General features: G+C 69.1%; 20 protein-coding genes and 2 tRNA genes. 11 read left to right on the top strand and 11 right to left on the bottom strand.

Annotated features, from left to right (window positions below):
• Nucleotides 1-13 precede the first annotated feature (13 nt).
• The 6 genes from KZC52_RS03405 (at nt 14) to KZC52_RS03380 (ending at nt 5765) form a co-directional block, all read left to right on the top strand.
• A complete protein-coding gene (locus KZC52_RS03405; protein WP_247622656.1) occupies nt 14-1114 on the top strand; it encodes a branched-chain amino acid aminotransferase in 1101 nt (366 codons plus the stop codon).
• Between the two features lie 84 nt (nt 1115-1198).
• Nucleotides 1199-1975, top strand: coding sequence for a fumarylacetoacetate hydrolase family protein (locus KZC52_RS03400; RefSeq protein ID WP_247622655.1), 777 nt, complete (start codon nt 1199-1201; stop codon nt 1973-1975).
• The gene (locus KZC52_RS03395) at nt 1972-3240 is read left to right on the top strand and encodes an MFS transporter (protein ID WP_247622654.1); all 1269 of its coding nucleotides are present in this window, start codon (nt 1972-1974) and stop codon (nt 3238-3240) included. Before KZC52_RS03400 ends, KZC52_RS03395 begins: the two co-directional genes overlap by 4 nt.
• The gene (locus tag KZC52_RS03390; protein ID WP_247622653.1) at nt 3237-4007 is read left to right on the top strand and encodes a class I SAM-dependent methyltransferase; all 771 of its coding nucleotides are present in this window, start codon (nt 3237-3239) and stop codon (nt 4005-4007) included. Before KZC52_RS03395 ends, KZC52_RS03390 begins: the two co-directional genes overlap by 4 nt.
• Nucleotides 4008-4019: 12 nt before the next feature.
• Nucleotides 4020-5525 carry a glutamate--tRNA ligase gene (gene gltX, locus KZC52_RS03385; RefSeq protein WP_247622652.1) on the top strand — a complete coding sequence of 502 codons (1506 nt, stop codon included), beginning with the start codon at nt 4020-4022 and terminating at the stop codon, nt 5523-5525.
• 168 nt (nt 5526-5693) lie between these two features.
• Nucleotides 5694-5765, top strand: a tRNA-Gln gene (locus tag KZC52_RS03380).
• A gap of 81 nt (nt 5766-5846) precedes the next feature.
• Here the strand turns inward: KZC52_RS03380 and KZC52_RS03375 are convergent.
• Nucleotides 5847-6851, bottom strand: coding sequence for a hypothetical protein (locus KZC52_RS03375; protein ID WP_247622651.1), 1005 nt, complete (start codon nt 6849-6851; stop codon nt 5847-5849).
• Between the two features lie 138 nt (nt 6852-6989).
• Between KZC52_RS03375 and KZC52_RS03370 the strand changes: the two genes are divergently transcribed.
• The gene (locus tag KZC52_RS03370; protein WP_247622650.1) at nt 6990-7967 is read left to right on the top strand and encodes a DNA topoisomerase IB; all 978 of its coding nucleotides are present in this window, start codon (nt 6990-6992) and stop codon (nt 7965-7967) included.
• Here KZC52_RS03370 and KZC52_RS03365 read toward each other — a convergent pair whose 3' ends face one another.
• Together KZC52_RS03365 and KZC52_RS03360 are read right to left on the bottom strand one after the other, a co-directional pair.
• Entirely contained in the window at nt 7968-8825 is an 858-nt protein-coding gene (locus tag KZC52_RS03365) for a 3-hydroxyacyl-CoA dehydrogenase (protein WP_247622649.1), read from the bottom strand. It lies immediately after the preceding gene.
• Between the two features lie 55 nt (nt 8826-8880).
• Nucleotides 8881-9312, bottom strand: coding sequence for a MarR family winged helix-turn-helix transcriptional regulator (locus KZC52_RS03360; RefSeq protein ID WP_247622648.1), 432 nt, complete (start codon nt 9310-9312; stop codon nt 8881-8883).
• Between the two features lie 105 nt (nt 9313-9417).
• On the opposite strand from KZC52_RS03360, the gene pepN reads away from it, so the two are divergent.
• The gene (pepN, locus tag KZC52_RS03355) at nt 9418-11910 is read left to right on the top strand and encodes an aminopeptidase N (RefSeq protein ID WP_247622647.1); all 2493 of its coding nucleotides are present in this window, start codon (nt 9418-9420) and stop codon (nt 11908-11910) included.
• Here pepN and KZC52_RS03350 read toward each other — a convergent pair.
• Complete coding sequence (locus KZC52_RS03350) at nt 11907-12437, bottom strand: GNAT family N-acetyltransferase (RefSeq protein WP_247622646.1); 531 nt, start codon at nt 12435-12437, stop codon at nt 11907-11909. The two genes, pepN and KZC52_RS03350, sit on opposite strands and share 4 nt — an antisense overlap.
• Nucleotides 12437-13075, bottom strand: a complete 639-nt coding sequence (locus KZC52_RS03345; protein ID WP_247622645.1) for an MBL fold metallo-hydrolase — start codon at nt 13073-13075, stop codon at nt 12437-12439. The genes KZC52_RS03350 and KZC52_RS03345 overlap by 1 nt, the downstream gene beginning before the upstream one ends.
• Before the next feature lie 154 nt (nt 13076-13229).
• Between KZC52_RS03345 and KZC52_RS03340 the strand changes: the two genes are divergently transcribed.
• Nucleotides 13230-13302 (top strand) — tRNA-Glu (locus KZC52_RS03340).
• A gap of 59 nt (nt 13303-13361) precedes the next feature.
• On the opposite strand, the gene KZC52_RS03335 is transcribed toward KZC52_RS03340, so the two are convergent.
• The 3 genes from KZC52_RS03335 to KZC52_RS03325 all read right to left on the bottom strand — a co-directional run bounded on the left by KZC52_RS03335 (nt 13362) and on the right by KZC52_RS03325 (nt 16474).
• Complete coding sequence (locus tag KZC52_RS03335; protein ID WP_247622644.1) at nt 13362-14678, bottom strand: acyltransferase family protein; 1317 nt, start codon at nt 14676-14678, stop codon at nt 13362-13364.
• Between the two features lie 117 nt (nt 14679-14795).
• Nucleotides 14796-15920, bottom strand: a complete 1125-nt coding sequence (locus tag KZC52_RS03330; protein WP_247622643.1) for a DUF4349 domain-containing protein — start codon at nt 15918-15920, stop codon at nt 14796-14798.
• A complete protein-coding gene (locus KZC52_RS03325) occupies nt 15917-16474 on the bottom strand; it encodes an RNA polymerase sigma factor (protein WP_247622642.1) in 558 nt (185 codons plus the stop codon). The genes KZC52_RS03330 and KZC52_RS03325 overlap by 4 nt, the downstream gene beginning before the upstream one ends.
• A 241-nt stretch (nt 16475-16715) precedes the next feature.
• Between KZC52_RS03325 and KZC52_RS03320 the strand changes: the two genes are divergently transcribed.
• Complete coding sequence (locus KZC52_RS03320; protein WP_247622641.1) at nt 16716-17720, top strand: TerC/Alx family metal homeostasis membrane protein; 1005 nt, start codon at nt 16716-16718, stop codon at nt 17718-17720.
• A 28-nt stretch (nt 17721-17748) separates the two neighbouring features.
• Here the strand turns inward: KZC52_RS03320 and KZC52_RS03315 are convergent, their stop codons facing one another.
• Nucleotides 17749-18345 (bottom strand): LON peptidase substrate-binding domain-containing protein, encoded by a 597-nt coding sequence (locus KZC52_RS03315; protein WP_247622640.1) that lies wholly within the window; start codon nt 18343-18345, stop codon nt 17749-17751.
• A 53-nt stretch (nt 18346-18398) separates the two neighbouring features.
• Between KZC52_RS03315 and KZC52_RS03310 the strand changes: the two genes are divergently transcribed.
• Nucleotides 18399-18896: a DUF427 domain-containing protein gene (locus KZC52_RS03310; protein WP_247622639.1), complete on the top strand. Its 498-nt coding sequence runs from the start codon at nt 18399-18401 to the stop codon at nt 18894-18896.
• A gap of 17 nt (nt 18897-18913) precedes the next feature.
• On the opposite strand, the gene KZC52_RS03305 is transcribed toward KZC52_RS03310, so the two are convergent.
• Nucleotides 18914-20227 carry an LLM class flavin-dependent oxidoreductase gene (locus KZC52_RS03305; protein ID WP_247622638.1) on the bottom strand — a complete coding sequence of 438 codons (1314 nt, stop codon included), beginning with the start codon at nt 20225-20227 and terminating at the stop codon, nt 18914-18916.
• A complete protein-coding gene (locus tag KZC52_RS03300; RefSeq protein ID WP_247622637.1) occupies nt 20224-21519 on the bottom strand; it encodes an O-acetylhomoserine aminocarboxypropyltransferase/cysteine synthase family protein in 1296 nt (431 codons plus the stop codon). The genes KZC52_RS03305 and KZC52_RS03300 overlap by 4 nt, the downstream gene beginning before the upstream one ends.
• Between the last annotated feature and the right edge of the window lie 140 nt (nt 21520-21659).

Genomic DNA, 21659 nt, shown 5'->3' with positions numbered 1-21659 from the left:
ACGGAACATCACCATGACGACCATCGACGCACAGGCAGCAGTGGCTCCGCTCGATTTCGCTGTGACCAAGAACCTCGCCGCGGCCTCGCCCGCGCGAGTCGCCGAAGTGCTGGAGAACCCCGGCTTCGGCGTCGTCTTCACCGACCACATGGTCGACATCTGCTGGTCTCTCAAGGGCGGCTGGCACCGACCGCGCGTGCAGCCCTACGGCCCGATCCCGCTCGACCCCGCGGCATCCGTGCTGCACTACGGTCAGGAGATCTTCGAGGGCATCAAGGCCTACCGCCACGCCGACGGGTCGATCCACACCTTCCGTCCCGACCGCAACGCCGCTCGCCTGCAGGCGAGTGCGCGTCGCCTCGCGCTCCCGGAACTCCCGACCGAGTACTTCATCGAGTCGCTGCGTCAGCTCATCGCCGTCGACGGACGCTGGGTGCCGTCCGGTGCCGATCAGAGCCTCTACCTCCGGCCGTTCATGTTCGCCAAGGAGGCGTTCCTCGGCGTCCGCGCCGCGCAGAAGGTGGCCTACTACGTCATCGCGAGTCCCGCGGGCGCGTACTTCACCGGAGGCGTGAAGCCCGTGCGCATCTGGCTCTCCGAGGAGCACTCCCGCGCGGGTCGCGGTGGTACGGGCAAGGCGAAGACCGGTGGGAACTACGCGTCGAGCCTCCTGCCGCAGGCGCTGGCGAGTTCGAAGGGCTGCGACCAGGTCGTCTTCCTCAACGAGAAGAACGACGTCGAGGAGCTCGGCGGCATGAACGTGGTGTTCGTGTTCAAGGACGGCCGCATCGTCACCCCCGAGTCCGACAGCATCCTCGACGGCATCACGCGCGACTCGCTGCTGCAGCTCGCCGAGGACCGTGGGTACACGGTCGAGCGCCGGGCGATCTCGATCGACGAGTGGCGCGAGGGCGTCGCCTCGGGCGACATCACCGAGGTGTTCGCGTGCGGTACGGCCGCCGTCGTCACCCCGATCGGTGCGCTCGTGGGCGAGGGCTTCGACGAGCCCCAGCCGATCGGCGAGCTCGCTCTGTCGCTGCGCGAAGAGCTCACCGACATCCAGTACGGGCGCCGTGACGACCGCCACGGCTGGCTGCTGCGCCTCGACGCCTGACCGCTCGCCAACTACCCGAGACCCCGTTTCGCCGAACCGGCAAAGCGGGGTCTCGTCGTCGGGGCCGCTGGATAGGCTGGAGTCATGAAGATCGCCCGATTCAGCCATGACGACGCCATCCTCTTCGGGATCGTCGACGAGAAAGACCTCGTCGTCCTCTCGGGCGACCCTCTCTTCGCAGGCTACGAGCCGACCGGTGACCGTGTGCCGATCGCTGACGCCGTCATCCTCGCCCCGGTGATCCCGCGATCGAAGATCGTCTGCGTCGGCAAGAACTACCACGACCACGCCGCCGAGATGGGCGGAGAGGCCCCCGAGGAGCCGCTGCTCTTCCTCAAGCCGAACACCGCCGTGATCGGCCCGGGCGACACGATCGTGCGCCCGGCGATCTCGGGGCAGACCGAGTACGAGGGCGAACTCGCCGTCGTGATCGGCAAGGTCGCGAAGAACGTCTCGGCGGCGGATGCCCTCGACTACGTGCTCGGATACACGATCGGCAACGACGTGACCGCCCGCGACCTGCAGCGCAAGGACGGCCAGTGGGCGCGAGCGAAGGGCTTCGACACCTTCTGCCCGCTCGGCCCGACGATCAACACCGACTTCGACCCGTCCGAGGCGACGATCGAGACGCGCGTCAACGGAGAGGTCCGCCAGAAGGCGCCGCTGACCGACATGATCCATTCGGTCGAGGAGATCATCGCCTACGCGTCGGCCGTCTTCACACTGCTCCCGGGTGATGTCATCCTCACCGGAACGCCCGCGGGCGTGGGCACCTTCGCGGCCGGTGACACGGTCGAGGTCGAGATCACGGGTCTCGGCATCCTGCGCAGCGCCGTGCGCGACGCCGTTCCCGCGGCATGAGCGCGCCGGCCCTCACCGCCGCGCAGCAGTCGGCGGTGCAGCGCCGCACGGTCCTCGTCCTCTCCCTCGGGCAGGTTCTCGGAGGGATCGCCTTCGGCGCGACGGTGTCGCTCGGCGCGCTCCTGGCCGCCGACATCTCGGGAGACGACGCGCTGTCGGGGCTCGCGACGGCGTCGGTCACGCTCGGCGCGGCGCTCTGCGCGATCCCGCTGGCGCGTCTCGCTGCGCGGGTGGGCCGTCGAAGGGCACTGACCCTCGGCAACCTCTTCGCACTCGTCGGCATCGCGGTCGTCATCCTCGCTGCGTCGCTGCGCGTCTTCCCGCTGCTGCTGGCGGGCATCCTCATGATCGGCGCGGGCAACGCGGGCAACCTGCAGTCGCGCTTCGCCGCGACCGATCTCGCCGTTCCCGCCCATCGAGGCCGCGACCTGTCGATCGTCGTCTGGGCGACGACGATCGGTGGCGTCGCCGGCCCGCTGCTGCTCGGGCCGGGGGAAATCGTCGGCGCCGCGATCGGGATGCCGCCGCAGACCGGGTCGTACGTCTTCTCGTTCGTGGCGCAGTCGGCGGCGCTCGTGCTCTACCTCGTCGCGCTGCGACCGGATCCGCTGCTGGCCGCGCAGCGCATCGCGACCGTCGCGGCGGCGGCCTCGAGCGTCCAGGCCGTCGACCGCCCCGTCGTCGCACGCTACGCGATGTTCGCGATCGCGGGTTCCCACGTCGTGATGGCCTCCGTGATGGCGATGACCCCGATCCATCTCTCTCACATGGCGCACAGCATGCATGCGGGGCACGATGCGGCGGCTGCCGCGGCCGACGTCTCGCAGCTGGTCGGGATCACGATCGCGCTCCACGTCGCCGGCATGTATGCGCTCTCCCCGGTCTTCGGCATCCTCGCCGACCGCTGGGGGCGGCTGCAGGTCGTGCTGTTCGGGCAGGTGCTGCTGGGCGGGTCGTTGATCTTCGCGATCTTCGCCAACGACCGGGCCTGGGGCGTCATGGTCGCCCTCATCCTCCTCGGTCTCGGCTGGAGCGCCGCGACCGTCGCCGGTGCCGCGCTGCTGACCGAGTCGAGTGCACCCGAGCTGCGCACGCGCCGGCAGGGGCGCAGCGACTCGCTGATGAGCCTGTCGGCGGCCGCCGGCGCGGTGCTGGCCGGGGTCATCCTGTCGAATTTCCAGTACGCGGGACTCGGGATCGCGGCATCCGTCCTGGTTTTGATCATCGTCGCGCTGTCACCTCTCGGCCGCCGCGCACGCTCGTGAAGTCCTGGGCGGGAGTGGGGGAGGCGTACGCGACCTCGTACGCATCGCTCTGCGCGGGCACGGTCGACACCCTGCTCGACGCCCTCGGGCCGGCTCGGGGACGCTCGCTGCTCGACGTGGGCGCGGGAACCGGAGACCTGGTCGCCCGCGCGACAGGAGCCGGGTGGACGGCGACCGGTTGCGAGCCCGAGTCGACGATGCGGGAGGTCGCCGGGCGCGCCCATCCCGGACTGTCGTTCCTCGCCGCGGCGCTCCCCGAACTCCCGTTCGCGTCAGCGTCGTTCGATGCGGTGACGGCGAACTTCGTGCTCAACCATGTCGTCGATCCGCGAGCATCGGCTCAGGAGATGACCCGGGTGGCGTCGCACGGTGGTGTGCTCGCCGGCACGATCTGGACATCGTCTCCGTCGTGGTTCTGGCTCGAGGTGTGCGAGCGGGCAGGCGTGGCGCCTGCCGCTGGCGAGCGGCTTCCGGCGCACAAGGACTTCGAGCGCACCGTCGGGGGCTTCTCCGCGATGCTGACGGATGCCGGTTGGCGGGACACGTCGACGATCGAACAGACATGGACGTGGGAGGCTGCGCCGGAGACCCTGTGGACGTCGGCGGAGGGCGGCGTCGCCTCGGCGGGCCAGTTCTACCGCAGCCTCGATCGCGAAGAGCGTGCGCGCTTCCGATCCGGTTTCGATGAGGCGTGTGCCGTCCATGCGCGCGGCGGGATGGTTCCCCTGCGTCATTCGGCGGCAGTGGCGGTGGGGCGCGCGCTCTAGAATCGAAGGGCTATGGCTACTCCTCACCCCCTCACCACGACCGCCAGCGGTGCCGACGTCCGCGTCCGCTTCTGCCCGTCGCCCACCGGCCTGCCGCACGTCGGCATGGTTCGCACCGCTCTCTACAACTGGGCGTACGCGCGCCACAACGGCGGCAAGCTCGTCTTCCGCATCGAAGACACCGATGCGGCGCGCGACAGCGAGGAGAGCTTCCGGCAGCTCGTCGAAGCCCTCACGTGGCTGAAGATCGATTGGGACGAGGGCGTCGAGGTCGGCGGACCGCACGAGCCGTACCGCCAGTCGCAGCGACACGACATCTACCGGGGTGTCATCGACAAGCTCCTCGCCTCGGGTGCGCTCTACGAGAGCTACTCGAACGCCGAGGAGATCGACGCCCGCAACGAGGCCAACGGTCGTGCGAAGCAGCTCGGATACGACAACTACGACCGCACGCTGACCGAGGAGCAGAAGGCTGCCTTCCGCGCCGAGGGCCGCCAGCCCGCTCTGCGTCTGCAGGTGCCGGATGAAGACCTCACGTACGTGGACCTCATCCGCGGAGAGGTCACCTTCCCCGCCGGTTCCTTCCCCGACTTCGTCGTGGTGCGCCCGAACGGCATCCCGCTGTACACCTTCGTGAACCCGGTCGATGACGCGCTCATGGGCATCACGCACGTGCTGCGCGGCGAAGACCTCATGCCCTCGACCGCCCGTCAGCTCGCGCTCTACGCCGCGCTCATCGACGCAGGCGTCACGACGTTCGTGCCGCGCTTCGCCCACATGCCGCTCGTGCTGGGGGAGACGGGCAACAAGAAGCTCTCGAAGCGCGACCCGCAGGCCGACCTGTTCCTGCACCGCGAGCGCGGCTTCATCCACGAAGGTCTCCTCAACTACCTCGCCCTGCTCGGCTGGTCGATCGGTCACGATCGTGACGTGTTCTCGCTCGACGAGTTCATCGCCGCGTTCGACATCGAGAACGTCAACCCGAACCCGGCCCGCTTCGACCAGAAGAAGGCCGAGTCGATCAACGGCGACCACATCCGCATGCTCGACGTGAAGGACTTCGCCGAGCGCACGATCCCGTATCTCGCCGCGGCCGGGCTCTTCGACGAGCCGACCCATGAGCAGCTCGTGCTGGCGTTCCGCGCCGCGCCGCTCGTGCAGGAGCGCGTGCAGTTGCTGGGGGAGGTGCCCGGCATGCTCGGCTTCCTCTTCACCGACGACATCGCCTACGAGGCCGATGCGCTCAAGGGCCTCCCGGCGAACGCCGGCGAGGTGCTCGACGCCTGCGTCGCGGCGCTGGAGCCCGTCACCGAGTTCACTCCGGAGAAGATCCAGGATGCCCTGGCGACGGCGCTCGTCGAGAACCTCGAGCTCAAGCCCCGTGTCGCCTACGGCCCGCCGCGCGTCGCGATCACCGGTCGTCGCGTGTCGCCGCCGCTCTTCGAGTCGATGGAGCTGATCGGCAAGGACGAGACGCTGCGTCGCCTGCGTCTGCTGTCGGAGACGCTGGCGGGCTGAGACGCCCGACGAACCGCCTGGAGGAGGACCCCGTTCGCGGTGGTCCTCCTCTTCGCGTTCGGGGCACGCGCACGGGAGCGCGACACGCGCGGCGCGAGCCGCTCCATTTGGCGCTTCCCGATCCGTCCGGTAGGCTTGACTCTCGGTGCGAGGCTCCGGTTTCGCCCTTGGGGTATGGTGTAATTGGCAACACGGCGGTTTCTGGTTCCGTTGTTCTTGGTTCGAGTCCAGGTACCCCAGCAAGACGAAGAGGCCCGGAATTCCGCGAGATGCGGAACCCGGGCCTCTTGCTTTGCCCGCGGGGAGCGGGCCCTGGAGGGCCTACTCGCACTCCCCGATGAACTCGAGGTAGCAGACCGCCTCGTGGGTGACGGCGGGCTCGTAGTCATCGTTCGACACCTCGCGGGTCGCGGTCTCCGCGGTCTTCGTCAGATGCCCGAACGACCCGAGCGACGAGACGTACATGCCCTCCTGGTCGAGGCCGCGCATCCGGTCGATCTCGGTGCGGTGCTGCGTGCAGAGCAGTGTCGCCGCACCCGTCAGCTCGACATCGGCGCAGGCGCCGGCGTACTGCGCCTCCATGAGGCCGATGCAGTCGGTCCAGTCCTGGTTGACCGTGCACGGGCTCACGCCGTCGTCAGCGACGTTGTAGAGGCCCGTCTCGTACTCCTCGGTGTGGAACGTCTCGGGCTTCTCGGCGACATCGGTCTTGGTCCAGTGGCGCGCGGTCGTGAACGCGATCACGACGACGATGATCGCGGCGATCACGAGGGCGCCCACGATCGAGAGGGTGACCCACAGGCCGGTTCGCTTCTTCTTGGCGGGGGCTTCCCCTCCCGGCGTTCCGTACGGTGTGGTCGCAGCGTACGGATCCCCGGTCCCGCCGTAGGGCGCGCCCGTCGGGCCGTCGTGCGGCGCGGTCGCGGCGAAGGCGGCCGGCGCGGCGAACGCAGCGGGCGCGGCTCCGTATGCGGCGGTCGGGGCATCGGATGCCGGTGCCTGATCGACGGGCGGCGACGGCTCCGCGGGCGGAGCGGCAGGCGGGGGAGCCGCGGCGAAGCCGCCGACCGGTGCGCCGGTATACCCGTCGGGCGTGGCAGAAGGCGCGGGTGCAGCCTCGTGTGCGGCTGTCGGCGCGGGGGCCGCGGCCTCGGGCGCCGGGGGAGCGGGCTGACTGATCGACTGCCAGTACCCGTACCAGCTCTGGCTGGCCTGGGGATCGGCGACGACCTGCTGGGCCTCGGCATCCGAGAGCTGGATGCCCAACGACTGGCGCGCCTGCGCATTCAGGAGGTACGAACGGAATTCATCGAGTGACAGGCCCATGCTGGCGATGATGGCAGAAACCCGCAGCGCGCGACAATCCGGTTGGGTATTCCTCCCCATGCCCGCCGGACCTAGCAGAGCGCACGCGAACGTGACCAGCCCCTTCTCGGATCGGGTGCCGGCGGGCAGAGTGCTGGCATGGCAGCTCTCGTGCGCGTGATCCCCGGTGAAGACCTCGGCTTCCGAAGGATCCGATCGGGATCCGGCTTCCGTTATGTCGACAAGGGCGGTGACGCCGTACAGGAGGCCGATCGGGAGCGCATCCACGACCTGGTCATCCCGCCGGCGTGGACGGACGTCTGGATCGCCGCGGACCCGCTCGCGCACATCCAGGCCGTCGGCGTCGACGGAGCGGGGCGCAAGCAGTACCTGTACCACCCGCTCTGGCGGGTCAAACGGGACCGCCACAAGTTCGGCCGCGCGCTGGCCCTCGCCGAAGCCCTTCCGCATGCGCGGGGGCGGGTCACCCGAGCATTGCAGCACGAGACCCTCTCCCGCGAGAAGGTGCTGGCCACCGCATTCCGGTTGCTCGATGACGGAGCCCTCCGGATCGGGTCGGAGCGCTACCTCGTGCGCCACGGCAGCCGCGGCCTGACGACGCTGCGCCGCCGTGACGTGCACGTCGAGGGGAACGTCGTGTCGCTCTCGTTCCCGGCGAAGAGCGGGCAGACCGCGGCGATCGAGATCACCGACGACGTGCTCGCGGCCGTGCTCGACGATCTGGCCGCCGGCCCGGACCGGGCGCCGCTCCTCGCGTATCGGCGGGGACGCCGGCGCGTGAAGATCACGCCCGCCGAGGTGAACCGCTACCTCAAGGACGTCACGGGCGACGCGTTCACGGCGAAGGACTTCCGCACCCTCCACGGCACGATCCTCGCGGCCGACGCCCTCGCGCGCATCGGCCCGCTCGACTCGCGTCGGGATCGCGAGCGCGCCGAGCGCCTCGCCGTACAGGCCACGGCCTCGGCGCTCGGCAATACGGTCGCGGTCGCCCGGGGCAGTTACATCGATCCCCGCGTCTTCAAGCTGTACTCCCGCGGGAAGACGCTCGACCTCTCGGTCGCCCCGGAGACCGCGATCCGCCGTCTTCTGGGCGACACGAGGCGGCGTCGCTGATCAGCTCTCGCGAGGGTAGGTGTAGAAGCCCTCACCCGTGGCCACGCCGAGCTTGCCCTGGTCGATGTAGCGCTCCTTGATGAGGTCGGCGAATGCCTGCTGCTTCGCGTCGCCCATCCGCGAGATGTTGTAGGCGGTCGTGAGTCCGACGATGTCGTAGATCTCGAAGGGGCCGGCGGGTGCTCCGGTGCCGATGCGCCACGTGGCGTCGATCGCCTCCGGCTCCGCGATGCCGTCGACGAGCAGCTCGCCCGCAGCCTGGAGGAAGGGCACGAGGAGGGAGTTGAGGAGGTAACCCGCCTTCTCCTTCTTGATCTCGATCGGCACCATGCCGATGCGGCGTGCGAATTCGACGACCTCGGCATACACCGCCGGGTCGGTGGAGGGAGTGCCCATCACCTCTGCCGTGTTGTGCGACCAGATCTCGTTGGCGAAGTGCAGGGCGAGGAAGCGATCGGGGCGCCCCGTCGAATCGGCGAGCGCGCTCGGGAGAAGGGTCGACGAGTTGGTCGCGAAGACGGTCGACGACGGTGCGGCCTCCGCCATGCGCCGGTAGATGCCCTGCTTGAGCTCGAGGTTCTCGGGAACGGCCTCGATCACGAGGTCGGCTGCGGCGACGGCGTCTTCCAGATCGGTGGTCAGACGGATCCGCGGGATGGCCGCGTCCGCGCCGCCGTCGGCTGCGCCCTTCACCGAATCCGCGACGTACCGCGCGGCCAGTCCGCGGAATCGCTCGCCGGCCCGCTCGAGGGCCGCATCGTCGATGTCGTAAGCGGTGACGTCGAATCCATGGAACGCGGTCTGGAACGCGATCTGCGATCCGAGGACGCCGGTGCCCAGGACGGTGATGTTCTTCATTTCTCTTCCTTCTTCTGCGGCCTCGTGGGCCGTTCTCGGGGACGACGCGTCCGGGTCAGGACGCGTCGGCGGTGCGGTCGAACCTTTCGAGATCGTGCGCGAAGCGGGCGACCTCACCGTCGGACCACGGAGCGAGGTGCGCCTCGACGATCCGCTGGAGCGACGTGAGCGCACGGTGGAAGGCATCTGCGCCGTCCTCCGTGAGCTCGAGCGGGCGTCCGCGTCCGGTGTCGTTCGGCGTCTCGCGGACGAGTCCGAGACGGATCAGCGCTGCGAGCTGGCGTGAGACCGTCGATCGGTTGAGGCGGAACATGCGGGCGATATCGGTGGAACGGATGCCGGGCTGCTCGGCGATCGCCATCATGATCGACTGCTCGGTCATCGAGAGGGGAGTCTCCTCGTCGCGCGCGTCGGCGAGGCCGCGGCGGGTGATCGCGACGAGAGAGCGGAGCACGCTCATGCTGTGGTCCTGACGTTCCTTGTCCATCTCACCCTCCTGTTGCTTGATGCAACGCTACGCCGACGTGTTGCATTCCGCAACATACTCACGGGATGGCCTGCACCCCGACGGTGCGGATGGGAGGATGGAGGGATGGAAACCGCCAACCTCACCCGTGACGAGACCGCGGCGCGATCCGCCGCGATCACCGCGCACCGGATCCGTGTCGAGCTCGATCTCGCGGGCGCTCCCGAGCGCGCGCGGACAGGCTTCCACTCCCGGACCACGCTCGAGTTCGACGCCACGGCGACCGAGACCTGGCTCGACTTCATCGGGGAGTCGGTCGAGCGCGTCGTGGTCAACGGCGACGAGGTCGAGGTCGAGTACGACGGCGCCCGCATCGCTCTGCGCGGTCTCGCGGCCACGAACACGGTCGTCGTCGATGCCGTCGGTGCCTACAGCCGTTCGGGCGAAGGTCTGCACCGGTTCCACGATCCCGCCGATGGCGAGACCTACCTGTACACGCAGTACGAACCGGCGGACTCGCGCCGGGTCATGGCCTGCTTCGAGCAGCCCGACATCAAGGCGTCGTACACCTTCGTCGTCGATGCGCCGGCCGGCTGGGAGGTCCTCTCCAACCAGGCCGCCGTGCGCACCGAGGCGGGCGTCGGCATCCAGCGCGTCGAGTTCGCTCCGACGCTGCCGATCTCGAGCTACATCACCTCGGTCGCTGCGGGTCCCTACACGCGTGTCGACGGGGAGTGGCAGGGCGGCGACCCGCGCATCGCGCTCGGGGTGTTCGCCCGCCGATCACTCGCCCAGTACCTGGAGGCGGAGGAGATCCTCGAGGTCACCCGTCAGGGTCTGGACTTCTTCGCGGAGGCGTTCGCCTATCCGTATCCCTGGGGCAAGTACGACCAGATCTTCGTGCCCGAGTACAACCTCGGGGCGATGGAGAACCCGGGGCTGGTCACCTTCACCGAGGCGTACCTCTCCCGCGGCGCGGCGACCGATGCCCAGCGCGCGGCACGAGCGAACACGATCCTCCACGAGATGGCGCACATGTGGTTCGGCGACCTCGTGACGATGCGCTGGTGGGACGACCTCTGGCTCAAGGAGTCCTTCGCCGACTACATGGGTGCCCATGCCTCGGCCGCCGTGACCCGTTACACCGATGCCTGGGTGACGTTCGCGGCCCGGCGCAAGGCCTGGGCCTACCAGCAGGATCAGCTGCCGACGACGCATCCGATCGTCGCCGACATCACCGATCTCGAGGCCGCCAAGCTCAACTTCGACGGCATCACGTATGCGAAGGGCGCGTCTGTCCTCAAGCAGCTCGTCGCCTTCGTGGGCGAGGACGCGTTCTTCGAAGGAGCCCGCCGCTACTTCGCGGCCCACGCGTTCGGCAATACGACGCTCGACGACCTGCTCGTGCAGCTGAGCGCCGTCTCGGGTCGAGACATGGGCGAGTGGTCCCGGGCGTGGCTGGAGACGACGGGCATGTCGACGCTGTGGCTGGAGGAGACGGACGATGCGGATGCCGCAACCCGTGTGCTCGTGCAGACCGACCCGCGTCCGCACCGCCTGCGCATCGGTCTGTACGCCCGCGAGGGGGAGCGGCTCGTGCGTCGCGAGCAGATCGCCGTCGACATCAGCGAGGAGCGCACGTCGATCGTCGTCCCCGAGGCGGATCTCGTTCTGCTGAACGACGACGACCTGACCTATGCGAAAGCGCGTCTGGATGAGCGCTCACTCACCGCCGTCGAGGAGTCGCTGTCGGCGATCGACGACCCGCTCGCGCGTGCACTCGTCTGGTCGTCGCTGTGGAACGCCACCCGCGACGGCGATCTCGATCCCCGGCGGTATCTCGGCATCGTGCGCGCGCACGCACCGCTCGAATCCAACAGCGGGCTCCTCACCGGCGTCCTCGCCAACGCCGCGTTCGCGATCCGCCGCTTCGTCGCGGACGCGGATCGCGACGCGGAGCAGCGGTCCTGGCTCGCGGCGTCGCTCGTCGCCGTGTGGGACGCGGATGCCGGCAGCGATGCACAGCTGTCGTGGGCGCGCGCCTTCGCCGGGGCATCCGCGTACGACGACCACCATGCCGAGCAGGTGCGGGAACTGCTGGGCGGGCACGTGCCCGACGGCCTCGTCGTCGACCCCGACCTCCGTTGGCAGCTGCTGACCGCGTTGGCGACCACCGGGCACGCCGATGCCGCGGAGATCGCCGCCGAGCTCGAGCGCGATGACACCGGAAGCGGCCGGACGGCCGCGCGTCGCGCGCTGGCCTCCCGTCCGGAAGCCGACGTGCGTGCTGCGGCCTGGGAGGCGGCGTGGAACGACCTCTCGCTCAGCAACGACCACCTCGATGCCGAGATCGGGGGGTTCCGTGCCGGCGGACGCCGTGATCTCATCGCGGGCTTCGACGCGGAGTACTTCCGCCGCATCGGCGACGCGTGGCGGAGCCGCAGCATCGAACTCGCGCGGCGCCTCGTGCTCGGGCTGTTCCCCTCGTCGGACAGCACCGACGCGGCCGACGCCTGGTTGGCCGAGAACGCGGAGGCGCCCGCTGCGCTGCGCCGACTCGTCCTCGAGCAGCGCGATCACCTCGCCCGCGAGATCCGCGTGCGGGCGGCGCAGAGCTAGGGCGTCCCCGGTTCGAGGGCCATTCCCATCACCGTGCGCACGATCCACGGATGCGCGCGGTCGTCGTCGATGTGGGTCATCCCCAGGTTCTCGGCGACGCCGCGCGAGGCGCGGTTCTCGGGATGGATGATCGCCGTCAGCACGATCGGCGCGTAGCGCTGTCGTGCGAGCTCGACGCACGCGTGCGCGGCCTCGGTGGCGAAGCCCCGTCGTTGCATCTCCCGTCGCACGTGGTACCCGACCTCGAGCACACGCTCGTCGTTCACCGATTGCCAGGTGAGTCCGCAGTCTCCGAGGAACTCGCCCTCGTGGGTCTCGATGATCCACAGGCCGTGGCCGTCCTCGGCATAGCGAGTGCGCATCCGTCCGATCCAGTCGGCGCTCTCCGCCCGCGTCTTCGGCGCCGGGTAGTAGGCCATGACCTCGGGGTCGCCGAGCATCGCCGCGACGCGGTCGAGGTCGTCATCGCCCATCTCCCGGAACCGCAGGCGTTCGGTCGGGTGGGGGAGGAGGCTGGGTGTCGACATCAGATGTCGAGCGACTCGCCGGGCTCGAGCACGAAGAACTCGCCGCCGCCCTGCTGCGTCGCCCACTCCAGACGCTGGCGGTGCATGGTCTTTCCCGCCACCGAGAGCGTCATGTCGTGCGTGCCGAAGGCCCGGCGGGGCTTCACCGCGAGGACGTAGTCGATCGCCTCGCCGATCTTCAGCCACGGGGCACCGAGGGGTGCCGCGAGAGTGCCGACCTCGACGCCCTCCGGCACGGCGTAGGAGTCGCCGGGGTAATACAGCTCGTCGTTCACGAGCACGCCGACGTTCTCGATGACGGGGATCGACGAGTGGATGATCTCGTGCGTTCCGCCGAAGAAGCGCAGAGTGAATCCACCGACCGTGCGCGTCTCGCCGGGGGAGACGACGGTGATCTCGTAGCCCTCGGCCGCGCGGGCGACACCCGCCGGTCCGAAGATCGGAACGCCCGGCGCCATCCGCAGGATGCGGTCGAGATGCTCCGGCGTCCAATGATCGGGGTGTTCGTGGGTGAGCACGACGGCGACGACGTCGCCGAGGTCGTCGAGCGGAGTCGTGAAGGAACCCGGATCGATGAGCAGGGTCTCACCGTTCTGATCGATGCGGAGGCTGGCATGTTCGAACTTGGTCACGCGCATGCGTCGAGTCAACTCCCTCTCCGTGCGCCGTGCAAACCCTTGACTTTCTGCGCGCCACGCCCGGGCGACGTGATGCCGGGGCCTCGATTTGGCGTCGTGAGAAATGCCGTGGCATACTTGAACGGTTGTCGCGCGACGGAAACGAAACGCAGACGGCCCCATCGTATAGCGGCCTAGTACGCCGCCCTCTCACGGCGGTAACGCGGGTTCGAATCCCGCTGGGGTCACACAACAAGAGAAGGCCCCCGGTTCTCCGGGGGCCTTCTTCGTGCGTCGACGTCTGTGCTCAGGTCGCGCGCTTCGCGCCGGTCAGCCACAGCGCGACCGCCGTCGTCAGCAGAGCCGCCGCGGCGAGCGGGAAGTCGAGCCCGTACATCGTGATGCCGATCACCGGGGAGACGAACACGAGCACTGCGGCGGTCGTCGCTGCCGGGGAGGGGAAGCGCGCGGGTGTCTGCCGCGGAGCCTTCTCGAAGCGCACGAGCCACAGCGATGCCAGCCACACGGCGCCGAGGACGATCGCGAAGAACACCGGACGCGTCCACCACCATGCGGCGCTTCCGGGGGTGGGCATCGGCAGGGGCAGCAGCAGCTCGATCCCGATGAGCACGAGGATCACCGGGAAGTGCCAGAGGTAGATCGTCATCAGGCGGGAACCGATCAGGAAGACCGCGCCCTGCGCCGGTCGCGTGCGCATGAGAGCCGTCAGCGGCTGGCGCAGGAGCGTCAGCCCCGCAGCCTGCACGATCGCCAGCAGCGCCATCGGCGCGGTCGGAGGCCACTGGTTCGTGAGCATGCTCGCGGGATATCCCGCGATCGCGACGAGCGCCCAGAGCGCGCCGTAGCCGGCCACGAAGATCGCCGCAAGCTGCCACCGACTGCGCCGCGCGAACCAGCCGTCGTACAGGAAGAAGCCCACCTGCTGCGCGAACAGCCAGATGAAGACGATGTTCGGGATGCCGAAGATCTCCTGACCGAAGCCGTACCCCGTCGGCGGCACGCGATCGATGCCCAGCAGCTCGCCGAGAATCAAGAACCGGAAGGCATCGACCGCGAAGCCGGCGAGCAGCAGCACGACGAGTACGCGCGCGCCGAACCGCTCGTGCAGACGCATCATGAGCGGCGCGCACGCCTGAGCGATCAGATACGCGGCGAGGAACCACAGCGGTGAGCCGACGCCGATCGCGATCGAGTCCACGAAAGCGGGATCGAGGTCGATCAGCCGTGTGACGCCCAGGGCGACCGTGAAGAACACGAAGACCGGGAGTGCGGGGCGGGCGAGCCGGGCGAGCCGCACGCGCACGAAACCGTCGGCCGTCTCTCCTCGGGCGGTCGCGGAGCGCCATCCCGCGCGCGCCGCGTATCCGCCGACGACGAAGAACAGCGGCATGATGTTGACGATCCACGTGCCGGCGACGAACCAGGACTGCAGCTCGACGGTCTTCTCGATCACCAGAGATCCGTCCGAGCCTCGGCCGACGCCGGTGAACAGGATGTGCACGAAGACCACGAGGAGCACGCACGCCACACGTGCGAGGTCGAGCGTGAGGTCTCGTCCGGCGGGGACGGTGCGGGTCGTCGTGTCGGCGGCGGCGCGGGTCATGCCGAAGACTCTAGCGCCGCGAGGCGATCGCCCAGGTGCCCGTGCCGTCGCCTGTGGAAAAAGCGCCGAAGGGGCACCCGCCGAGCGTGCGGGTACCCCTTCGGACATCAGCGCGGGTCAGGCCTCGACGTCGGATGCCGCAGCCATCGCAGCGTCTCGACGCATCCGGCGGGCCCGACGGATGAGCCAGATCGCGAGCACCACCACGCCGGCGATCGCAGCCCAGGGGAGGAGGAAGCCGACGGCGATCACGAGAGCGTTGAGCGAGACGATGAGCCCGTTCCATCCTGCCCACAGCCCGTCACCGAACCCCGCGGGATCGGCCGTCGTCGTCGTGGCGGTCCGGGTCAGCTGCACCTGGAGGCTGGACATCGCGACCTGGTCGTCGAGCGCGGCGAGCTGCTGCTCGTAGGACTCGAGCTGCGCCTGGCGGTCGGTCAGCGCGACCTCGGCCTCGATGAGCTCCGAGACGGATCCCGTCTGCGCCATGAGTTCGGTGAGCCGCTGGACCGAGGCTTTCGTCGCGTCGACACGCGCCCGGAGATCCACGGCGACGTCGGTGACGTCCTGGCGGGAGATCGACGACGACAGCACCTCCCCGGATTCGTCGAGCCCGGCGATGACCGCGGCCAGGTCGGCGGACGGTACGCGGATGCTGATCCACCCGTACCCCGAATCCGCCGGAGCGGGCTCCGACGTGCCGTCGACGGCCAGGGCCTTGCCAACCTCGGTGCTCTCGACGTACCCGCCGTGCTCCTCGGCCAGCGCGCTGATGGCGTCCGCGGCATCTGCGATGTCCTCCACCTCGAGCGTGGCGTTCGCGTTCGCGATGATCTCGCGGTCGGCCGTGGCGACGTCTCCGCTCGCGATCGAGCTCGATTCCGCCGCGCTGTCGAGGCTCGCACTGCGATCGCCGGAGACACCCTGCTCGGGCATCGCGACACCCGGGACGGGCGCATCGACGGCGGGGGAACTGAAGCCATCGGCCGTGCTCGAGGCGCCGCCGGAACCGACGACGCCGAGGATCGGGGGCGTCACCAGCACGCCGACCGCGAAGGCCGCGGCGACGCCGACACCGGTCAGCCAGCGACGGCGGCGCGCTCCGGCACGCGCAGGAGCCACCTGCGGGGCCGGGCCGGGAGCGCGCTCCTCGGCGATCTGGGCGAACACGGCGGTCTCGATGCGCGTGACCGCCTCATCCGACAGCTCGGGCAGCTCTTCCGGGGTGGTCTGGTCGTTCATGCGTCTCTCACTTCCTGGACGGCGCCCCGCAACTGGGTGCGCACTCGGGAGAGACGGTTCCGAACGACGGCGTGACTCACACCCAGCTCCTCCGCGGCCGCCTGATAGGCGTACCCCTCGGTGGCGCAGAGGCGGAAGATCTCGCGATCGATCTCGCTGAGGTTTCCCACCTCATCGGCGATCCGAGCCGCGAGCGCCGCCGTGATGACCTGCTCCTCGACGTTCACCGTGTCGGGGAGGGAGTCATCGAGCGCGTCGGAGGTGTGCGCCTGATCCCGCCGCCGTTGCCGCAGACGATTCGCCGCCTGGAAGCGGCAGATCGTCGCGAGCCACGGCAGGATCGACTCGCCCTGGAGGTCGAGTGCGGGGAGCTTGCGCCAGGCGACCAGGAAAGTCTCCTGGGCGATGTCCTCGGCATCCGCGGGGGAGGCGAGGATGCCGTAGGCGATCCAGTACACGGGTCGGACATGTGCGCGGTACAGCTCGCGGAAGGCGCTCTCGTCACCCGACGCGGCCTGCGCCGCCCATCTCTGATCACTCGTCTGCGTAGGCATCCTGATTCCGTTCGGTGTCTCTCACCCGGAGAGTGTCGAGGGATGCCCCATCGTCTCAGAATCTTCGGAGCGCCGATATCGTCGGCGCTCCGATAGCATTGCGTCTGCGAGGGGGAGTATCCCGGATCCGCGCGTAACGTCATCACGAGCACCAAGGCCGCTGCTCCGGGCGCGCGACGCACCGTGTGCGGGGGAGAGACTCTCGATCCTTCTAGACCCTTCGCGAAAGCTGTCGTTCCCCGTGGAAATCCCTCTCTGGTTCGAGATCACCTCGATGATCGTCCTCACGGTCATCCTCATCGGCGACCTCCTGCTCATCCGGCTCCGGCCGCACATCCCCTCCACGAAGGAATCGACCCTGTGGGTCGTCTTCTACGTCGGGCTCGCCCTGCTGTTCGCCCTCCTCCTGGGTAATGTCGGCGGGTGGCAGAACGCCGGCGACTTCATCACCGGGTGGGCGCTGGAGTACAGCCTCTCGGTCGACAACCTCTTCGTCTTCGTGCTGATCATGGCCCAGTTCGCCGTGCCGCGCCGTCTGCAGCAGCAGGTCCTCATGGTGGGCATCATCATCGCGCTGCTCCTGCGCGGTGCCTTCATCCTCGTCGGCGTCACGATCATCGAGAACTTCTCCCCGATCTTCTACATCTTCGGCGCCTTCCTCGTGTGGACGGCGATCCGCCAGGCGATGCCCGAGGGCGACCACGACGGCGAGGTGCAGCGCGAGAACTTCATCGTGCGCCTGCTGCGCCGCCGGATCGACATCAGCGAGACGTACGACGGATCCAAGATCCGCACGACCGTCGACGGCAAGCGCATGTGGACCCCGATGATCATCGTGTTCATCACGATCGGAGTGACCGACCTGATCTTCGCGATCGATTCGATCCCCGCGATCTTCGAGATCACGACGAACGGGTTCCTCGTGTTCTCGGCGAACATCTTCGCTCTCATGGGCCTGCGTCAGCTGTACTTCCTGCTCGGTGACCTGCTCGACCGCCTGCGTTACCTCCATTACGGCATCGCGGTGATCCTCGGGTTCATCGGCATCAAGCTGATCCTGCACGCGCTGCACGTCAACGAGCTGCCGTTCATCAACGGCGGTGAGCACGTGGAATGGGTGCCCGACATCGACAACATGGTCTCGCTCGGAGTCATCCTGGTCTCGATGACCGTGGCGACCATCGCGAGCCTGATCGCGGCTTCGCGGGAGAAGCGGGCGCAGAAGGTGGCACCGCCCGCGGAGTGATCCCGGAGAGACGCGACTCGGGCGCGGATCACTCCGCCGACCAGAGGATCTCCGCGTCGAGGGTGGCGTCGATCGTCTGACGGAGCAGTGCCCCGACCGATTCCGACTGCAGAAGCGAATAGCGGTCGTACTCGCCGAGCGGGGCGATCGCGGCGAGCTGCCAGGACGCGGCGAGGGGATCGTCGGAGAGTTCGGTGTTCGGATCCCAGCGCGCCTCAGGTGCGCGGGCGAGCACGCGCCGCACGATCGACTCGCCCTCGGCGAGCAGGGGAGTCAATCCGTCGTGCCACTCCAGAGAGGGGAGCGGGGTCAGGGCGGCCCGTGGATGCGGGTCGTCGTCGAGCCACTGCTCGACCAGGAACCGCTCCGTGCCGACGGCGAGTGCGTGCAGCACCTCGGTGTCGGCGGACACGCTGACGAGCCGCGCCAGGGTTCCGACGCGACTGCGCTGATCGCCACCGCCCGCCTCGGCGCCGCGCTCGATCAGCACGACGCCGAACTCCGGATCCTCTTCGTCCAGGAGCCGCCCGATCATGGTGAGGTATCGGGTCTCGAACACGCGGAGCGGGAGCGGGGTGTACGGGAACAGCACCGAACCGAGGGGGAACATCGGCATCGGGTTCATGGGATCAGTCAACACCCCGCGCCGCGCGGAGGCCAGCGACGTACAGTGAAGAGATGCGCAGACCGCTCCCCGTCACTCCCGCGCCCGGTCAGGAATCGGTGTGGGACTACCCGCGACCGCCTCGAGTGGAAGCGGTGGCGGAACGCGTGACGATCCGGCTCGGCGGCGAACTGATCGCGGACACGTACCGGGCGATGAGAGTGCTCGAGACGAGCCACCCGCCGGTCTACTACCTCCCGATCGCCGACTTCGCACCGGGTGCGCTCACCGACGCGGCCGGTTCGTCGTTCTGCGAGTTCAAGGGTGCAGCGCGCTATCTCGATGTCCACGGCGGAGGTGTCGTGCGCGCGGGCGCCGCATGGAACTACCCTGATCCGACGCGGGGTTTCGAAGCGCTCGAGGATCGCGTCGCCGTGTACGCCGGGCCCATGGACGAGTGCACGGTCGGCGGAGAGATCGTCGTCCCGCAGCCCGGTGGTTTCTACGGCGGCTGGGTCACGTCGGCCGTGGTGGGTCCGTTCAAGGGGATCCCGGGCTCGATGGGCTGGTAGTTCCCGCCCGCCGATGATCAGAACGCCCGCAGGTTCGCCTGCAGCCCGCCGTCCGCGTACTCACGGCGCAGGATGCCGCGCCGACGGAGGATCGGCACCAGCTCGTCGAGCGTGCGGTGCAGGGTCACCGGGTGGAAATCGCCCCAGAGCAGTACGCCGTCGTTGCCCCACTCGCCGAGCTCCTCGATCAGGTCGGCGAACTCCTCCGCCGTACCCACGAAGCCGCTCCGATCGCTGATGCGTCCGGCGCGGACGAGGGCGGTGAGGTGCGCGCGCAGGGGGGCGTCCTCGCCGCGGTCGCCGATCAGCCGCTGGATGCTTCCGCGTGACACGTGTGCGCCGAAGATCGAGAGATCGAGCGGGCGATCGAGGTCGAGTCCGGTGAGATCGGTCTCGAGGTCGCTCGACTGCTTGCGCGCGATCTGCTCGAGGGCGGCGTCATCGGGATGGGCCGAGGCGGCGACGATCCGGTCCGCTTCCTCGGGCGACGAGACGATGACGGGCTGGATGGCGAACAGGATCTTGATGTCCTCCGGGCGGCGCCCGCGTTCGATCGCCGCATCGTGGATCTTCTTCCGATACGCGCGCACCGACTTCTCGTTCAGTGGCGCGAGCGCGAGCTGCACATCGGAGTTCGCACCCGCGAAGCCGAGGCCGCGGCCCGACCCGCCCGGCGACACGATCGCCGGTTCGCCGTCGGTGAAGGGGATCGCGTTGAGCGGCCCGTCGAAAGAGTAGTACTCGCCGCGGTGCTGTACCGGGCGCAGCTTCGAGCCGTCGGCATAGACGTCGCTGTCACGATCGAGCACGAGGGCTCCGTCGTCCCAGCTGCGCCAGAGCCCGCGGATGCCGTCGAGCCATTCCTCCGCGCGGTCGTAGGCCTCGTCGTGCCCGAGCTGCGCCGCGCCGGAGAAATGACGCGCGCTCCCGGTGTCGGTGACGACGTTGAGACCGAGGCGATGTCCGCTCAGATGCTGGAGCGTGGCGAACTGGCGGGCCGACGTGAACGGCAGGGACGCCGCGGGATTCACCGTGGGCACCACGCCGAGATGCTTCGTCGCCTGGAACAGGTAGGGGGCGAGCAGCAGAGGGTCGTGCTTGGGCCCACCGAAGGCGTGGCGCACCCGCAGATCGATGGTCGAGGGCGATCCGAGTGAGGGGCCGTCCTCGATGATCACCAGATCGAATCCGGCCTGCTCGAGCGTGCGCGCCGCCTCCTGGTAGATCTCGGGTCGTGTCCAGTCGTAGTCCCAATCGAGCGACGGGTAGCCCCAGCCCTGCGGTCCGAAGCCGCGCGCGAGGAACCAGCCGAAGTGCTGCGGGCGGCTCATGCGACGACCTCCCGAACGGTCTCGAGCACGCGCGACAGATCGGCGATGAGGTCGTCGATGTCCTCGATGCCGATCGAGAGGCGCAGGGTACCCGGGTGCACGCCGAGGGCGAGACGCTCGTCCTCGGTGCGGTGGGAGTGGCTGGTCGTGCCCGGATGCAGCACCAGGGAGCGGACGTCGCCGATGTGCGTCATGTGGATGAACACGCCGACGCTCTCGACGAAGTCGCGTGCGGCGGGGAGGCCTCCGCGGAGGGTGACGGTGAAGATGGAGCCGAACCCGCCCTGGAGGTAGCGCGCCGCGGTCGCGTGATCGGGGTGGGTGGGGAGACCGGCGTAGTCCACCCGCTCGACGTCGGGATGCTCCGACAGCCACTCGGCGACCGCTTGGGCGTTGCGCGACTGCCGTTCGACCCGCAGTCCGAGCGTCTCGACGCCCTGACCGATGAGGAAGGCGTTGAGCGGGGAGGGCGAGGCACCGAATCGAGGAGCCACGCTCTCCCGGGCGTACGCGATCCGCGCGTTCCCACCGTGCCGTGCGGCGACACTCGGCTCGCCGTTGCGGCCCGGGAGAACGAGATGGGGAGCATTGTGTCCGGCGACCGCCGGGTCGAAGCGGCCGTCGTCGACGATCACACCGCCGAGCACCGAGCCGTGCCCGGCCAGGAACTTCGAGGCGGAGTGCACGACGATCGCCGCTCCGTGCTCGAGCGGACGCACGAGGAACGGCGTCGCGAGCGTGTTGTCCACGATCAACGGGATCGCCGACTCGTCGGCGACCGCGCTCACCACGGCGATGTCGAGGATGTCGTTGCGGGCGTTGGCGATCGACTCGGCGAACAGGGCCCGGGTGTTCGGACGGATGGCGGCGCGCCAGGCATCCGGATCGGCGATGTCGTCGACGAACGTCGTCTCGATCCCCAAGCGGGAGAGATTGTCGAGGAAGAGGCCGCGACTTCCCTCGTAGATGTGTGTCGACGAGACGATGTGGTCGCCGGCGCCCGCGACCGTCAGAAGGGCGGTCACGACCGCCGCCTGACCGCTCGCGACGAGCAGGGCGTCCGCCCCGGACTCGAGCGCGGCGATCTGCCGCTCCACGGCCCGAACGGTCGGATTGCCCGTGCGGGTGTAGCCGAAGCCGGCGCCGGTGCCGAAGTGATCGGCGGCGTGATCGAAGTCGTCGAACTCGAAGCCGGCGGTCAGGTAGATCGGCGTCGCGCGCGCAGCGGCGGAGTCTCGCGTCCTCGCGGCGTGCACGGCGCGAGTCGCGAAGCGGGCGTGGTCGGCGGTCATGCGATGCCTCTCGATGATTCGGGTGAACAGTAGAGTGTCACGGCGCGTCATCGGGCGCCGAAGCGGTGGTAACCTGACGTCATGCGGATCGTGCTCCTTCTTAGCGGCCGCGACGAGACCTCGTTCTGAGCCCCTCCTCG

This window comes from Microbacterium galbinum (genome assembly GCF_023091225.1).
Classification (GTDB): Bacteria; Actinomycetota; Actinomycetes; order Actinomycetales; family Microbacteriaceae; genus Microbacterium; species Microbacterium galbinum.
Note: the sequence above shows the minus strand (reverse complement) of the source record. Positions and strands in the feature narration are given on the sequence as shown.

Bases quoted from the DNA above. Each gene is read 5' to 3' on its own strand.
- KZC52_RS03405 (WP_247622656.1), top strand. From the start codon at position 14: ATGACGACCATCGACGCACAGGCAGCAGTGGCTCCGCTCGATTTCGCT.
- KZC52_RS03400 (WP_247622655.1), top strand. From the start codon at position 1,199: ATGAAGATCGCCCGATTCAGCCATGACGACGCCATCCTCTTCGGGATC.
- KZC52_RS03395 (WP_247622654.1), top strand. From the start codon at position 1,972: ATGAGCGCGCCGGCCCTCACCGCCGCGCAGCAGTCGGCGGTGCAGCGC.
- gltX (WP_247622652.1), top strand. From the start codon at position 4,020: ATGGCTACTCCTCACCCCCTCACCACGACCGCCAGCGGTGCCGACGTC.
- KZC52_RS03375 (WP_247622651.1), bottom strand. From the start codon at position 6,851: ATGGGCCTGTCACTCGATGAATTCCGTTCGTACCTCCTGAATGCGCAG.
- KZC52_RS03370 (WP_247622650.1), top strand. From the start codon at position 6,990: ATGGCAGCTCTCGTGCGCGTGATCCCCGGTGAAGACCTCGGCTTCCGA.
- KZC52_RS03365 (WP_247622649.1), bottom strand. From the start codon at position 8,825: ATGAAGAACATCACCGTCCTGGGCACCGGCGTCCTCGGATCGCAGATC.
- KZC52_RS03360 (WP_247622648.1), bottom strand. From the start codon at position 9,312: ATGGACAAGGAACGTCAGGACCACAGCATGAGCGTGCTCCGCTCTCTC.
- pepN (WP_247622647.1), top strand. From the start codon at position 9,418: ATGGAAACCGCCAACCTCACCCGTGACGAGACCGCGGCGCGATCCGCC.
- KZC52_RS03350 (WP_247622646.1), bottom strand. From the start codon at position 12,437: ATGTCGACACCCAGCCTCCTCCCCCACCCGACCGAACGCCTGCGGTTC.
- KZC52_RS03345 (WP_247622645.1), bottom strand. From the start codon at position 13,075: ATGCGCGTGACCAAGTTCGAACATGCCAGCCTCCGCATCGATCAGAAC.
- KZC52_RS03335 (WP_247622644.1), bottom strand. From the start codon at position 14,678: ATGACCCGCGCCGCCGCCGACACGACGACCCGCACCGTCCCCGCCGGA.
- KZC52_RS03330 (WP_247622643.1), bottom strand. From the start codon at position 15,920: ATGAACGACCAGACCACCCCGGAAGAGCTGCCCGAGCTGTCGGATGAG.
- KZC52_RS03325 (WP_247622642.1), bottom strand. From the start codon at position 16,474: ATGCCTACGCAGACGAGTGATCAGAGATGGGCGGCGCAGGCCGCGTCG.
- KZC52_RS03315 (WP_247622640.1), bottom strand. From the start codon at position 18,345: ATGAACCCGATGCCGATGTTCCCCCTCGGTTCGGTGCTGTTCCCGTAC.
- KZC52_RS03310 (WP_247622639.1), top strand. From the start codon at position 18,399: ATGCGCAGACCGCTCCCCGTCACTCCCGCGCCCGGTCAGGAATCGGTG.
- KZC52_RS03305 (WP_247622638.1), bottom strand. From the start codon at position 20,227: ATGAGCCGCCCGCAGCACTTCGGCTGGTTCCTCGCGCGCGGCTTCGGA.
- KZC52_RS03300 (WP_247622637.1), bottom strand. From the start codon at position 21,519: ATGACCGCCGACCACGCCCGCTTCGCGACTCGCGCCGTGCACGCCGCG.